Origin of the sequence: Corynebacterium sp. TAE3-ERU30 (assembly GCF_019209925.1) — a bacterium.
Lineage (GTDB): Bacteria > Actinomycetota > Actinomycetes > Mycobacteriales > Mycobacteriaceae > Corynebacterium > Corynebacterium megadyptis.
Genome location: NZ_JAHUTO010000002.1, coordinates 529,638 through 543,224, shown reverse-complemented (window position 1 = coordinate 543,224; position 13,587 = coordinate 529,638). Strand labels below are relative to the sequence as shown.

The following is a 13,587-nucleotide window of genomic DNA, read 5'->3' as shown; positions in this document are numbered from 1 at the left end:
TGTGGTTGCTGCATGCGCGCTGTGCAGAGGCGGTGGCGCGATGTGCATTAGCATGGGCGAGCATGAACAATACCCGCTCTATTACTTTCTATTTCGATGTCACGTGTCCCTTCTGCTGGATCACCTCCCGCTGGATCAAGGAGGTCGAGCAGGTCCGCGATATCAGCGTCACCTGGCAGCCCATGAGCTTGGCGGTACTCAATGAGGGCCGCGATGAGCTGCCCGAGGACTATAAGGAGATGATGAAGGCCACCTGGGCGCCTGCCCGCGTCTTCGTCGCCGTGGCAGAGCAGCACCCAGAGAAACTCGATGCGCTCTACACCGCCATGGGCACCCGCATTCACCATGGTGGGGAGATCACCGTCCGCGGCTACCATGCCGCCGACGAGGTGATCGCAGCGTCCCTCGCCGAGGTGGGGCTTCCGGCTGAGCTTCTCGACGCCGGCCACACCGACAGCAATGATGATGCCCTCCGCGCCTATCAGCAGCGCGCCATGGACAAAGTGGGTGACGAGGTGGGCACCCCCGTCATCGAGCTCGGCGATGTCGCCTTCTTCGGCCCGGTGCTCACTCGGGTGCCGCGCGGCGAAGAAGCAGGACAGCTATTCGACGCCTCCTGCACGCTCGCCGGCTATCCCTATTTCTTCGAGCTCAAGCGTTCCCGCACCGAAGGGCCGCAGCTCGACGAGCGCGGTGGGCGCGCCTAGGCGGCGCGCTGATATGGCGCTGAAGCGGCGCTAAGGCGGCGCGCTTAGAAGAACAGCGAGCCAAAGCCGAGGGCGATCAGATTAATCACGATGAAGATACCGATGATGCCGGCCATGGTTCGCCACCAGGGCCGAGCCTCATCGTCTTCAGCAGCGGCACTATCTGCAGCGGCACTATCCGCAGCAGCGGGCGCCGGGCTGGGGGAGTGCTCCGCTTCCGGCTCTGCGGCAGCCCATAGCTCCGCCGCGCGGGGAAACTGGGTGTTCGCGTCTGCGAGGAAACTCGGCACGCTCTGAGTGGCGGGGAGGCTATGCGCGGGATTGTGCATCGAGGACAGATCATGGTGCACCCCGCTGGGGCCGTGCGTGCTCGCCAACATGAATCCTCCCTGCGTCCTCTGTGCTGCGTATAGCGGCACATGATGTGTTCTCTCTCAAGACTACCCACCGTGTGCAGCGGGAAGAAACCCCACGACAACGGGACTGCCGCCCTGTCTGGGGCACGTTCCGCCCCTGCTCCTAAAGCGGCTGTTATTCGCAGGCGATGCCGTCATTATCGCCATCGAGGCCCGGACGATAGCCGGGCTGGCCGCGCAGCAGCGGTGCTATACCGCGCGCCCGCGCCTCCGCACAATTACGCACATACTCGGCCGCACCGGCCGGGGCGGCGGGAACCTGTGTGGGATCTGGCGCTGGGGCCGGTGGGGTGTCCTGCGCCGGTGGGGTGGCAGGCTGTGCCGGCTCAGTAGATGTTGGGGGTGCATCGCCGGCAGGACACTGCTGCAGAATGCGCTCCATCGCCGCTTTCTCCGGCGGGGTCACCCACAGCGCATAGGCGTGTTTGACCTCGATCTGAGAGCGCACATAAGAACAACGGAACGAGGAGTTCTTCGGCAGCCACGTCGCAGCATCCCCAGCCCCTTTTTGCTGGTTTTGCCACCCACTCACAGCCAGCAGGTTACGGGGATCATTGGCAAAGTTGCGCCGGACCTCCGGACTAAGCTGCTGCGCCCCGGTCTGCCACGCATTCGACAGCGCCACGACGTGATCGATCTGGATCTCGGCGGAGCGCTCGCCCCGCTCGAAATCCATCCACTCACCGGTGTAGGGATCCAGCAACTGCCCCCGCAGCACCACGCAGTCCCGAGTATTCGGTTTGAGGGTGATCTCCACCAGGTCGCGGCGCAGAATATCGTTGCGGGTATCGCAGCCATTGTGGCCATACTCCACAGTCACGTCATCGCTCCAGCGCTGGCCAAACTCCTCGCGGCTATAGCCGGTGGTAGGGGCGCGGCCCTTCACCTCTAGCTCATCCAGCAGCGCTGCAGCCGCGACAGCCGCGGCGGGCAGCTCGCCAGCTGTGGTGGACTCTGCCGTGCTGTCGGTGGTCGCCGGCGCACTCTCTGTGCTGCTCTCGGTAGTGGAAGAGCTGGACGTTGCGGGGGTGGAGTGGTGCTCTACCTCCGTATCGGTGGCACATCCTCCGAGCACAAGGGTGGCACAGAGTGTTGCCAGAGTTTTCTTCACGGCTGAGGACCTCGCTTTTCGTCTACACTGAACGCCATGCGCGTTTATCTCGGAGCGGACCATGCTGGGTTCGACATGAAAAACATTATTGCAAGCCACCTCGAGTCCAAGGGGCACGAGGTGATCGATTGTGGTGCTCACACCTACGATGCGGCTGACGATTACCCCGCCTTCTGTATCGAGGCGGCACAGCGCACCGTGAACGATCCGGGTTCGCTCGGCATCGTCCTCGGTGGTTCCGGTAATGGCGAGCAGATCGCCGCCAATAAGGTGCCGGGCGCGCGCTGCGCGCTGGCGTGGTCGGTGGAGACCGCCCGCTTGGCCCGCGAGCACAATAACGCCCAGCTCATCGGCCTCGGCGGCCGTATGCACACCGAGGAGGAGGCCCTGTCTATCGTGGATGCCTTCCTCGATCAGGAATGGTCCCAAGAGGATCGCCACCAGCGGCGTATCGATATCATCGCCGACTACGAAAAGACCGGCGTGGCCCCCGAGGCCTAAAGACGAGGCCTAAAGACATAGAACAACCCCGAGCGTCATGCTCGGGGTTTTCTGCTTAGCAGGGCTGTGGCGCGGCGCTGGGCCTAGAAATCAAAATCGAAGCCGCCGTCGAAGATGCCCCCATCGCCGCCGTCGAAGAAGCCGCCGTCATCGCCCATATCGGCGCCGTCTCCCATGTCTCCGACATCGCCCGCATCGCCTGCGTCACCGAAGTCGTCGCTGCCGTCTGCGGTGCCATCCGCGAACTGGTCCGCGCCATAGTGCACTCCCGACATCCCCGAGAACAAGGCAGAGAACATCATGACGGAGCCGGCCGTCCACATGCCGGTGGCAAGCGCAGGGCCCCACCACGCGGTGGAGTACCAGCCGGCTGGAACGGGGCGGCCTGCGACAGTGCCGCCGGGGTAATAGTGCGGAGTATCCGCGCTAGCGTGCGGCGAGGCAGAAATGGTGCTGTTCTCATGCTGGATGGTGCGGGGCTCGGTCACCTTACCAGCGGCGCGCTGGCCCTCCAGCGGCGGCAACTCGGGCCCTGCGGGCATATCCATGATCTCGCGGGCAGCATTGACATAGTGCAGGCCCTCCAAGGCGGATTCGCGGGCCAAGCGGGCCTGCTGTGGGGTATTCGCCGTGGAGATCTGCGAGCTGGCGGCGTTATAGCGCTCCGAGGCATCCGCCAACGCCTGGGTAGAGGCGGCGTCCGAGCCGGTCAGCGACAGCACTTGGGAGCCGAGTCTTTCGATCCAGCGCCGCGCATCTGCCACGGCATCATCCATGTCCGTTTGCGTGAGCTTCTGGTTCTGGCCTTGCTGCACGCGGTTGATGAGAAACACAACGAGGACAATCGACACCGCAATTAAAATCCAAGCTGACACTGGGTTTTCACCTAATCTTTCTGCAGAGAGCATCCTTGAACAAGGGTTCACTGGAGAAAACGACGGAAACGGCTCAGAGGTTCCCGTGGGTGTGCCGGCAGGACAGTCAGTGGTGCCGCTTCGGCTAGTTGGAGGAGCCGGACCTTTCCGCTACCCACTCCCGCACCACGGTGGAATCCCAGAGAGTGAGGCCGTGGAGCTTCGTTACCGGCTTGGGGGCGCGGCCTCGGGTGGCATAACTGGTGAACGTGCCACGGGCTGTGCCGGAGTAGTCCGCACATTCAGACGCAGTCCACAATTCGTGTCCAGTATCTTCATCAATGATTTTGGGGCGCATACCTCCAGCATACGCAGAGTGCGCTGGTTCTGTCTGGTAACTAAGAAACACCCCTTTTTGCGTTGTGCGGAATCCATGCGCTAACATAACCCAGCACCAAGGGAACGTCGTATAGTGGCTAATACCTCAGCCTTCCAAGCTGAAGACGCGGGTTCGATTCCCGTCGTTCCCTCTGAACAGAATCTCCCGCGGTATCACCAACAGATACCGCGGGAGATTTTTCTATGCAGGTTTATACCTCGGCGTTGGGTTGAGGTGTGTCCTCCCACTCCACCGCGTCGATATCGATGCCGCGCTGGGTCGCCTGCTGCTCCACGCATGCGCGCAGGAAGGGTGCGGCACCGCGATAGTAGGAGGCGAAGCGCTCATCAGCTTCGTACATGCGGGCGAGCAGCACCTGCTTGGCGAGGGTGCACTCGTAGTAGTGGCTGATGAGCTCAGCATGGCGATCGACCAGTGCAGCCGCTGCGGGCGAGCTCGGGCTCACCTTCGCCTCCGCTGCCGCCACGAGATCATCGACAAAGCCGTCCATGCTCTTTTTCATGTGCGCCCAGCCGGCCTCATCCATGTTCTCGGCAGCAGTGCGGCTGGCCGACCATTCTGGGGTGTGCGACCAGCGCTGCTCCGCTTCATCCTGATGGCGCTCCCACTCGGCTTTCCACGCGGCGGCGTCATGCGCCAGGCGGGTAGTGGGGTTGGTGGAATGTGTATCAGACATTGAGTCCTCCTCGACGAAATAGTCCACTAGGTTGTCCACTGCGCGCACTCGGGCGCGCAGCTGGGCTGCATCGGCGGCGAGATGGCGTCGTTGCGCGCGCAAGGAAGAGCGTATTGCGGAAGGATCGTCCATAATCTCCGCCACTGCCTGCAAAGACATGCCAGTGGAACGAAAAATCAGCACTGCCATGCCGCGGTGCACATCGCCGAGGGTGTAGAGGCGATGATCGGCCCACGTGCGTTGGGTGGGGCTCAGCAGCCCAATCTGGTCCCAATAGCGCAGCGTGCGCGTACTCACCCCCAGAATCTCGGCGACATCACCAATGGTGAACTCGTCCATCTGCAGGTGTCCTTTCCTTGATCTTCACTATGCGCCGCTGATGCGTGCGCCCGACTATCAGCATCGAGGTTGACGCGGCGTCATACGCAAGCAGACGCTTATCGACGCCACGAGCACGTTCATTCTCCCTCCCTTCGATCCATCACGGGCCGAGGGTCTTCAGCGCAATAAGAAACAGCGCCGAGCAGCTGGTGCTCGGCGCTGTCAGGCACAACCTAGGTCAGTGACTGGGTGGGTTACTCCTTGACCCAGCCGATGTTCTCGATCGGCACGTCACCGAAGGCCATGGGGCCAACGTTGGCCAGGCCGCTCTTGACGGCGGAGACACCGAGAGCGGTGTTGATCGGAAGGATGCCATAACGGGCAAGTGCTTCCTTCTCCAGCTCATTGCTTCGCTTGATCTGCTCTTCGCGGGTCGGCAGCTTCTGCAGCTCCGCGATCTTCTCGTCCAGCTCCGGGGTGCCGGTGTTGGAGCGGTTCAGCTGCGAGTCAGAGCGGTAGGTCTGGCCGAAGTAGGCCACACCATAAGGATCGCTCGAGCTAAAGCCCATCGGGAAGATGTCGTAGTTCTTGCTCTGCAGGGTCTTGGAGAACTCAGAGCTCGGACGGACGTCGATGGAGATGTCGATACCGATATTCTTCAGCATCTGCTGGGTAGCCTGCGCGGAGGACTTCACGAGGTCAGACTCGCCCACGAGCACGTAGCGCAGAGTCAGTTTCTCGCCATCCTTCTCGCGGATGCCGTCGGCACCCTCGGTCCAGCCAGCCTCGTCCAAGATTTGCTTAGCTTCCTCGGGGTGGTAGCCGGCGACAGCCTCGAAGTTATCTTCGTAATCCTTTTGGAAGGGGTAGAAGATGAAGGAACCGGGGTTCTCCAGCTTCGCGGGCAGGCCCTGGTACCAGATATCCGCGAGCTGTTCGCGATCCAGGCCCTTAGCGAAGGCCTCACGTACCTTGATGTCCTTGAGAATGTCCGACTCGCCGTTGAGCAAGAAGAGGGTGTTCTTGGGGGCGCGTCCCACATAGATCTCGGTGTCGGCGAGATCCTTCACTGCCGCATAGTCAGAGCGGGAGCTGGCGCTGACCGCGTCGATCTCGCCATTCTTGAAGGCGTTGATCGCTGCCTGGGACTCCATCTGGCGGAAAACACGCTTGTCGAGCTTCGCGGTGTCACCCCACCACTTCTCGTTGCGCACGAAGGTGGCATTTCCATTCTGGAAGTCCACATCCTCAATCTTGAACGGGCCAGCGCCCCACTCGGGGTGCACTTCCTTCAGATAGGAGTTGTAGTTATCTGGGTTTGCCAGTTCGGGGTGAGCGATGAAGTTGAACAGGCCCTGCCACCAGGGGTAGGTGCCCGCGAAGGTCACCACCGCTTCCTTATCGGTCTCGCCCTTTTCCACCGATGTGATCTGCTCGTATCCATCAGTAGAGCTAGGAGTGTAGGCCTCGTCCTTGCCTTCATTGATCTTCCACGTGGTCTCCCACGCGCGCCAGTCAATCGGGGTGCCATCGTTGAAGGTGGCGTCCTCGTTGATCTCATAGGTGAGTTTGGTCTTGCCGTCCTCTTCCTCTTCCTTTACGTCGAGGATGTAGTTCGGGTCGGTCGACCACTCGCCCTCAGGGGAGTAGTGGACGGTCATCGGGTTGTACCAGGACCACATAATGGTGGAGTACAACGTGCCGTCTGCGTGGAAGGGGTTTTGCTGCTCGGAGATCTCTCCGATAGCGGTGGTCAGGGTACCGCCGTCCTTGAGGTTATCGCGGTCTTGCTCATTGAAGTCGGCGTCCGGGACCCCAGCTCCATCCGTAGTGGACACGGATCCAGAGCCATCGTCCCCGCAGGCAGCGAGTGCCAAGGCTGAGGCAGAGAGCACTGCCACCAACTTCTTGGTTGGGGTGTGTAATTTCATGGTGTCACTCATCTCTCTTGAGGGAATGTGAACTAGGGCAATATGAAGTTATAAGCAACCGGGCACTACCGCATGAGACATGACTGGTAGTGATCGGCGCCGTCTACAGGGCGCAGATCAGGAGTGGTCGATTCGCAGATCGTGCGATTCGACTCCTCGAGTTCCTCGTAGAGAGGACAGCGAGTGCGGAAGGGGCAGCCGCTGATTTTCTCGGTGGGAGAAGGCAGGTGATCCTTCAATAGCGTCCGCGTGCGATTGCGCTGGGCAACCGGGTCGGGAAGCGGAATGGCGGAGAGAAGCGCCTGGGTATAGGGGTGGCGGGGGTTATCGAAGAGCTCGTCAGTATCGCCCTTCTCCACGAACTCGCCCAGATACATCACTGCAGCTCGATCGGAAATATGGCGCACCACCGACAGATCGTGGGCCACGAAGAGGTAGCTCACACCCAGCCGCGCCTTGAGGTCATCGAGGAGGTTGAGCATGCCGGCCTGGATGGATACGTCGAGTGCGGAGACTGGCTCATCGAGAACAATCAGCTTCGGTTCCGCCGCGAGAGCACGAGCGAGGGAGATACGCTGCCGCTGACCGCCCGAGAAGTGGCCGGGGAAGCGATCCACGTGGGTGGGGTTGAGCCCCACAAGCCGCATGAGCTCATAGATCCGCTCGTTCTTATCTCCCTCCCACTCCAAAGCGTCGAGCGGCTCGCGAATGATATCCGCCACGGTCAAGCGAGGATCCAGCGACCCCATCGGATCTTGGAACACAATCTGGATATCGCGGCGGAGCAGGCGACGCTCCTTGCGTTTCAGAGTGGTGACATCCTTGCCGCTAATGACCACCTTGCTTGGTTCGCTGGGGGCCAAGTCCATGATTTCCAGGAGGGTCGTGGTCTTACCGGAACCGGACTCGCCCACGATGGCGAAGCACTCGCCTTCGCGAATATTGAAGGACACGTCTTTGACCGCGTGTACATCGCCCACCCTGCGCTTTAACAAGGCGCCCTTGATCAGCGGGAAGGTTTTCTGCAGGTTCTGCACATCGAGCACCGTCTCGCGCTCTTCGCGGGGGATATGCGCCAGGGTGTTCTCCGTGATCTGTGGTGCAGGGAAGATATCTGCGCCGTCGATCGTCCGGCGCTCAATCTCATGACTACGCACACACGCTGCGTCATGCCCCGGCGCAATGCTGCGCAGGCTCGGTTCGGTCTCGAGGCACTGCTCGGTGGCGATGGGGCAGCGCGGCGCGAAGGTGCACTGATCGGGGAGGTTGATAGCGATCGGGGGATTTCCCTCGATCGAGGTCAACGACGAGGAATCGCGTTTCGCCGCCGAGGGAATAGAGCCCAACAATCCCACGGTATAGGGCATCTTCGGGTTATCGAAGAGCTCTTGGACTGGGGCCTGCTCGACGGGGCGGCCGGCGTACATCACCATCACGTCATCGGCCATATCCGCGACCACGCCCATATCGTGGGTGATCATGATGGTCGCAGCGTTGGTCTCCTGCTGTACCTTCTTGATCAACTCCAGCACCTGCGCCTGGATGGTCACATCGAGAGCCGTGGTGGGCTCGTCGGCAATGAGGACCGAGGGGTTGTTGGCGATGGCAATAGCGATCACCACACGCTGCCGCATACCGCCGGAGAACTCGTGCGGAAACGCCTTAGCGCGCCGCTTCGGATCCGGAATACCCACGAGATCGAGCAGTTCGACGGCACGGTCCCAGGCTCGCGCCTTCGAGATCTTCTCGTGGCACTGGATGGCCTCCACAATTTGTGTTCCTACATCGAACACGGGAGTCAGCGCGGAGAGCGGATCCTGGAAGATCATGCCGATCTCTTTGCCTCGGACCTGGGACATCTCTGTGTCGCTGAGGCCGAGGAGTTCCCGCCCGCCGAGGGTGGCGGAGCCAGTGATCTTCGCATAATCCGGGAGCAACCCCATCACTGCGAGGGAGGATACGGACTTGCCGGAGCCGGACTCGCCAACGATGCCGAGTGTCTGTCCGGGCTTGAGGTCGAAGGACACACCGCGCACGGCGTCGACGTTTCCCGCCTCGGAGGGGAATGCGACGTGAAGGTCTTTGACTGAGAGGACTGGCGTAGTCATGTGTTATGCCTTTCCTGCTGCGGCGGAGTTGGGGTCGAGGGCGTCACGCAGACCATCGGCGATGAACGCCATGGACACGGTCAGGAGGGTGAGTACCGCCGCGGGGAAGTAGAACTCCCATGGCGAGACCTGAACGCTCGATGCGCCAGAAGAGAGGAGCGTGCCGAGCGAGACGTCGGGCAGCTTCACACCGAGTCCCAAGAAGGAGAGACCGGTTTCGCTCATCACGGCGCTGACCACTCCCAGCGTGAGGTTGATAACCAGCAGTGAGCCGATGTTCGGAATGAGGTGGCGCACCACGATGCGGGCATTGGAGACACCCATGTAGCGGGCCGCCTTAACGTACTCGCGTTCCCGCACGGAAATGGTCATGGACCAGATGACACGGGCGGGGAACATCCAGCCGAAGGCGATCAGCACGACAATCAGGATCTTCCAGTCGCCACCAGATCCGGAGACCAAGAGGGCGAGGATGAGGAAGGTCGGCACCACGAGCAGGAAGTGAATCACACCCAAGATGGCTTTCTCCGGGCGTCCACCAAGAAGGGCAGCGGTGGTTCCGATCAGTGCGGATAGCGCGGTGGTGGCCACAGAGACGACGACGGCGATAACGAGCGAGCGCCGCAACCCCTGGATCACCATGGCGTAGAGGTCATTGCCCGAGGCGCTGGTGCCAAACCAATGATCGGAGTTGGGCTGCACGCCGAGAGCAGTGAAGTCGGAAAAGTCATAGGCGTACTTCGCGGTCAGCGGGCCCACCGTGGCAAAGACAACGAGAAGAAGGAATACCACGGCGCCGACAACCGCCATTTTGTTCCGCATGAAGCGGCGAGCGTAGAGCTTCAGGCGCGAAATCGGCTTGCCCCCAGCGAGGTGATCGTGCTCGAGCTGGGTTTGTGCCTTATCGATCTCCTCTTCGGTCACAGAGGCGATGGCGCTCTGCGTCGACGGCGAGCTCGCTGCCGTGAAGTCATTAGTTGGGAGGGCGTTGGCGTTGACATCCTCAGAGTCATCGGCGCCATTGTTTCGGAATTCTTTGCGCATTGTTAGTTCACCCGCACTCGAGGATCAAGAATGACAACCAGGATGTCGGAAAGGATCGCGCCGATCGCGGTCATGAGCGCTCCGAAAGCGGCCACGGCCACGGTGCCATGGATGTCATTGCTGTTGAGGGTCTGCAGGAAGTACTTGCCCATGCCGTTCCACGCGAAGATCGTTTCGGTCATGATCGCGCCGGTGAACACGCCGGTAATGGAGAAGGCCACGGACGTTGCCACCGGAATGGCGGAAGTACGCAGCGCGTGGCGGCGGATAGCTTGGTTGCGCGTCATGCCCTTTGCACGAGCTGTGCGCACATAGTCGGCGTCGATATTGTCGAGCAGCATGGAGCGCTGCATGAAGTGATAGCCCGCATAGGAGATGATCACCAGCGAAATCGTTGGCAGGGCGAGGTGCTGGGCTGCGTCAATAATCTTCGGAATAACGCCTTCGACTCCGATTGATGAAGCCCCTGTGACGTAGAAGATGGTTTTTCCCGCCTGCTGGTTGATCTTCACAGCCGCCCACACAAAGAAGATCGATGCCACGACAACGTGGATGTTCATGGTGACGATCGAGAAGAACTGGAAGAAGCGATCGCCGGGCTTGTACTGGCGAGATGCCGTGAACACGCCGATGCTCACACCAATGAGAACGGACAGGATGGTGGCGAGCAGAAGAAGTCGTGCGGACACCCAGATGCGGTAGGAAATCTCGTCATTGACTGAATCTCCGAGCGGGGAGAGGCCCCAGTTCCAGTGGAACAAAATATCCGTCAGCCAGGTCCACCACCGTTCCAGGATGGGGTCCTTATCGTTGAGATTTTTCGGGGCGAGGATGGCGTCGATCCTCTCCTCCGGAATAGCTGGGCGCCTACCTGCGTAGTTCGACCGAGGGTCGAGGAATGCGGAGGCCAAAAAGAAGGTGATGTTGACCGCGACGAAAATCATCGCGAACCAACCAGCGATCTTCTTTAGTAGGTACTTCGCCATAGGGGCGCATCCCTTCATTGTCGCTTTGGTACCGGTGTCGGGCAGCGTCGGGCCGCTGCAGTGATGCCCTCGAAGAACATCGAATCCTGTCGATCACACGCGGACTTACAGGAAATGCTAGACAGCCGCTGACGTATCTTAGGAAGATATTAGCACCAAAGTGACTACTGCCACATTCAAAGCGTGTGGGGAAAGTTCATTTTCAAGGGGGTGAATGCGTGCGGGCCTGTGGTGGCGGCGCCCCATGCCTAATCTGCTCCCCCTTAAGAGTTAGCGGCGGCGACTCGCGCGCCGCTTGTCGCTTCCGAAAAGGCGCTCTGAACTGGGTTGAAAGATTGCTGGTTAGGGGCCGTGTCCGACACCGGCGGGGTCAATTTAGGCAACGCTAAGAAGTGGTCACGGGCGAGCGGTCTCTATTCCTGCGGGTGTGGTGGCTGGGATGTCGTGTCTGCAATGTGGGGCTGGGGGCGAGAATCTACCCCCGAAAGGGTTGGGATGGGCGGCGGAGGTCGTGGGATGTCTATCCCTCACTGTGAGACGAGTCGGGAGCAATATTAGGGTCGTCTTAGTAAATTCTCAGCAGCGAGGCGATGGCGTGACGTGGCTGGGTCCGCGTGGGTGACGATGGCGCGCGCTGGGTGTGTGGGCGCGTGGAGTCTGGCGCGGGAAAACGGCACAGTTATATGGTGCGGCGGCTGCGCGATGCGAGGGGATAAAAGCTGTTCTAGCGGGGTAAACGTAGGTAGTGGGCACCCTAGTGCGGGGCGGGTAGTGTTGGTACTTGTAAACTACGTAGGAGCTCGAGGGCATCGGGCTTGTACAACACACACGGGACGTGGCGCAGCTTGGTAGCGCACCTGCTTTGGGAGCAGGGGGTCGCAGGTTCAAATCCTGTCGTCCCGACGAGGGGTATCGAGTGCTTCGGCGCGAGATTCCCACGTATATCGACAATGAGGGCTCGTAGGGGCACTACGCTTCAGCCGGTGAAATACCAACGTGACACCGCAAGAGAGCGCGGCTACTACGGGCCCTCAGACATAACAGATCATCATCGTACGCAGTAAGAAAATTCAGGAGAGTGACTCGTGAAGAGTTCCGTCGAAAAGCTGAACGACACCCGCGTTAAGGTTACGGTTGAGGTTCCCTTCGAGGAACTCTCGTCCGAGTTCGACCAGGCCTATAAGGCCATTGCGCAGCAGGTGCAGGTTCCCGGTTTCCGTAAGGGCAAGGCCCCCCGCCAGCTCATCGATGCCCGCTTCGGCCGCGGCCCCGTGATCGAGCAGGTTGTTAATGACATGCTGCCGTCTCGCTACAGCCAGGCTGTGGAAGAAAATGAGCTCGTGGTGCTCGGCCAGCCCGAGATTGACATCACCAAGATCGAAGACGGCGAGCTCGTCGAGTTCGTCGCCGAGGTGGACGTCCGCCCCGAGATCACCCTCCCGTCCTTCGAGGACATTAACGTCGAGGTGCCGCCGCTGAAGGTAGAGGACGCCGCTGTGGAGAAGGAGCTCGAGGAGCTTCGTTCCCGTTTCGGCACCCTCAAGACCGTGGAGCGCGCCGCTCAGGAGGGTGACTTCGTGAGCATCGACCTCCACGCCGAGGTCGACGGCGAGGTCATCGAGGACTCCAAGACCGAGGGCATGTCCTACAACATCGGTTCCGATGACCTGATTAAGGGTCTGGACGAGGCCCTCACCGGTCTCTCCGTTGGCGAGTCCGCCACCTTCGAGTCCGAGCTGCACATGGGCGAGCACGCCGGCGAGCAGGGCGAGATCACCGTCACCCTGCAGTCCGTCAAGGAGCGCGAGCTTCCCGAGGTGGACGATGAGTTCGCCATGATGGCCTCTGAGTTCGACACCGTGGAGGAGCTCCGCGAGTCCCTCGAGAAGAAGGTGGAAGAGGACGCCAAGGGCGGCCAGGCCGCCGCTATTCGCGATGAGGTTCTCTCCGCAGCGCTCTCCCAGTCCGAGTTCCCGCTGCCGGAAGGCGTCGTCGAGGAGCAGGTCAAGGCTCAGCGCGACCAGCTGCTGCAGCAGGTCGGCGGTGACGAGAAGATCCTGGACACCCTCCTCGAGGCTCAGGGCACCAGCCGTGAGAAGTTCGACGAGGACGCCCGCAACTCCGCCGAGGATGCAGTGCGCAACCAGCTCTTCCTCGACCGTCTGGCCGAGGAGCTCGAGCCGGAGGTCACCGAGCAGGAGATGTCCGATCACATCATGTTCACCGCCCAGCGCTACGGCATGGAGCCGGCCCAGTTCTTCGGTCAGCTGCAGCAGTCCGGCCAGCTCGGCGCGCTCTTCGCTGATGTGCGCCGCGGCAAGGCTCTCGCCGAGGCCATCTGCAAGGTGAGCGTTAAGGACACCGAGGGCAACGAGGTGGATCCGGCCCAGTACTTCGGCGATGAGGAGCCGGAGTCCGAGTCCGAAGCTGAGTCCGAGTAAATTCGAGACTGCAGCGCAAAGCCTTGAGGCAGTGCCGCACCGCATGGGTGCGGTGCTGCCTTTCGTTTTCTTCGGTACGTCGTGGCACTGT

The 13,587-nt window shown here is 61.1% G+C and carries 12 protein-coding genes and 2 tRNA genes; 5 read left to right on the top strand and 9 right to left on the bottom strand.

Going from position 1 to position 13,587, the window contains the following annotated elements; all coding sequences use genetic code 11:
* Positions 1-62: 62 nt before the first annotated feature.
* A complete protein-coding gene (locus tag KR227_RS05410) occupies positions 63-707 on the top strand; it encodes a DsbA family protein (protein WP_218364181.1) in 645 nt (214 codons plus the stop codon).
* Between the two features lie 44 nt (positions 708-751).
* Here KR227_RS05410 and KR227_RS05405 read toward each other — a convergent pair whose 3' ends face one another.
* Positions 752-1,087, bottom strand: coding sequence for a hypothetical protein (locus KR227_RS05405; protein ID WP_218364179.1), 336 nt, complete (start codon positions 1,085-1,087; stop codon positions 752-754).
* A 151-nt stretch (positions 1,088-1,238) separates the two neighbouring features.
* On the bottom strand, positions 1,239-2,198 hold the full coding sequence (locus KR227_RS05400; protein WP_370625172.1) for a DUF1524 domain-containing protein: 960 nt from the start codon (positions 2,196-2,198) through the stop codon (positions 1,239-1,241).
* A gap of 72 nt (positions 2,199-2,270) precedes the next feature.
* Between KR227_RS05400 and KR227_RS05395 the strand changes: the two genes are divergently transcribed.
* Positions 2,271-2,735 (top strand): ribose-5-phosphate isomerase, encoded by a 465-nt coding sequence (locus KR227_RS05395; protein WP_151529094.1) that lies wholly within the window; start codon positions 2,271-2,273, stop codon positions 2,733-2,735.
* 83 nt (positions 2,736-2,818) lie between these two features.
* Here KR227_RS05395 and KR227_RS05390 read toward each other — a convergent pair whose 3' ends face one another.
* Positions 2,819-3,643 carry a DUF1542 domain-containing protein gene (locus tag KR227_RS05390; RefSeq protein ID WP_218364176.1) on the bottom strand — a complete coding sequence of 275 codons (825 nt, stop codon included), beginning with the start codon at positions 3,641-3,643 and terminating at the stop codon, positions 2,819-2,821.
* A 91-nt stretch (positions 3,644-3,734) separates the two neighbouring features.
* Complete coding sequence (locus KR227_RS05385) at positions 3,735-3,947, bottom strand: AlpA family transcriptional regulator (RefSeq protein ID WP_151529096.1); 213 nt, start codon at positions 3,945-3,947, stop codon at positions 3,735-3,737.
* A 100-nt stretch (positions 3,948-4,047) separates the two neighbouring features.
* On the opposite strand from KR227_RS05385, the gene KR227_RS05380 reads away from it, so the two are divergent.
* Positions 4,048-4,119, top strand: a tRNA-Gly gene (locus KR227_RS05380).
* Positions 4,120-4,179: 60 nt separating this feature from the next.
* Here KR227_RS05380 and KR227_RS05375 read toward each other — a convergent pair.
* The 5 genes from KR227_RS05375 to KR227_RS05355 form a co-directional block, all read right to left on the bottom strand.
* A complete protein-coding gene (locus tag KR227_RS05375) occupies positions 4,180-5,004 on the bottom strand; it encodes a MerR family transcriptional regulator (RefSeq protein ID WP_218364175.1) in 825 nt (274 codons plus the stop codon).
* A 236-nt stretch (positions 5,005-5,240) separates the two neighbouring features.
* Entirely contained in the window at positions 5,241-6,917 is a 1,677-nt protein-coding gene (locus KR227_RS05370; RefSeq protein WP_218364174.1) for an ABC transporter family substrate-binding protein, read from the bottom strand.
* Between the two features lie 65 nt (positions 6,918-6,982).
* Entirely contained in the window at positions 6,983-9,025 is a 2,043-nt protein-coding gene (locus tag KR227_RS05365; RefSeq protein WP_218364173.1) for a dipeptide ABC transporter ATP-binding protein, read from the bottom strand.
* Between the two features lie 3 nt (positions 9,026-9,028).
* Positions 9,029-10,069 carry an ABC transporter permease gene (locus KR227_RS05360; RefSeq protein ID WP_218364172.1) on the bottom strand — a complete coding sequence of 347 codons (1,041 nt, stop codon included), beginning with the start codon at positions 10,067-10,069 and terminating at the stop codon, positions 9,029-9,031.
* 2 nt (positions 10,070-10,071) lie between these two features.
* Entirely contained in the window at positions 10,072-11,055 is a 984-nt protein-coding gene (locus KR227_RS05355; protein ID WP_218364171.1) for an ABC transporter permease, read from the bottom strand.
* A gap of 829 nt (positions 11,056-11,884) precedes the next feature.
* Here KR227_RS05355 and KR227_RS05350 point away from each other — a divergent pair.
* Both KR227_RS05350 and tig read left to right on the top strand, forming a co-directional pair.
* Positions 11,885-11,958, top strand: a tRNA-Pro gene (locus KR227_RS05350).
* 182 nt (positions 11,959-12,140) lie between these two features.
* On the top strand, positions 12,141-13,496 hold the full coding sequence (tig, locus tag KR227_RS05345; RefSeq protein ID WP_151529102.1) for a trigger factor: 1,356 nt from the start codon (positions 12,141-12,143) through the stop codon (positions 13,494-13,496).
* The last annotated feature ends 91 nt before the right edge of the window (positions 13,497-13,587 follow it).

Bases quoted from the DNA above. Each gene is read 5' to 3' on its own strand.
- KR227_RS05405 (WP_218364179.1), bottom strand. From the start codon at position 1,087: ATGTTGGCGAGCACGCACGGCCCCAGCGGGGTGCACCATGATCTGTCC.
- KR227_RS05410 (WP_218364181.1), top strand. From the start codon at position 63: ATGAACAATACCCGCTCTATTACTTTCTATTTCGATGTCACGTGTCCC.
- KR227_RS05395 (WP_151529094.1), top strand. From the start codon at position 2,271: ATGCGCGTTTATCTCGGAGCGGACCATGCTGGGTTCGACATGAAAAAC.
- KR227_RS05370 (WP_218364174.1), bottom strand. From the start codon at position 6,917: ATGAAATTACACACCCCAACCAAGAAGTTGGTGGCAGTGCTCTCTGCC.
- KR227_RS05385 (WP_151529096.1), bottom strand. From the start codon at position 3,947: ATGCGCCCCAAAATCATTGATGAAGATACTGGACACGAATTGTGGACT.
- KR227_RS05360 (WP_218364172.1), bottom strand. From the start codon at position 10,069: ATGCGCAAAGAATTCCGAAACAATGGCGCCGATGACTCTGAGGATGTC.
- KR227_RS05390 (WP_218364176.1), bottom strand. From the start codon at position 3,643: ATGCTCTCTGCAGAAAGATTAGGTGAAAACCCAGTGTCAGCTTGGATT.
- KR227_RS05365 (WP_218364173.1), bottom strand. From the start codon at position 9,025: ATGACTACGCCAGTCCTCTCAGTCAAAGACCTTCACGTCGCATTCCCC.
- KR227_RS05375 (WP_218364175.1), bottom strand. From the start codon at position 5,004: ATGGACGAGTTCACCATTGGTGATGTCGCCGAGATTCTGGGGGTGAGT.
- KR227_RS05355 (WP_218364171.1), bottom strand. From the start codon at position 11,055: ATGGCGAAGTACCTACTAAAGAAGATCGCTGGTTGGTTCGCGATGATT.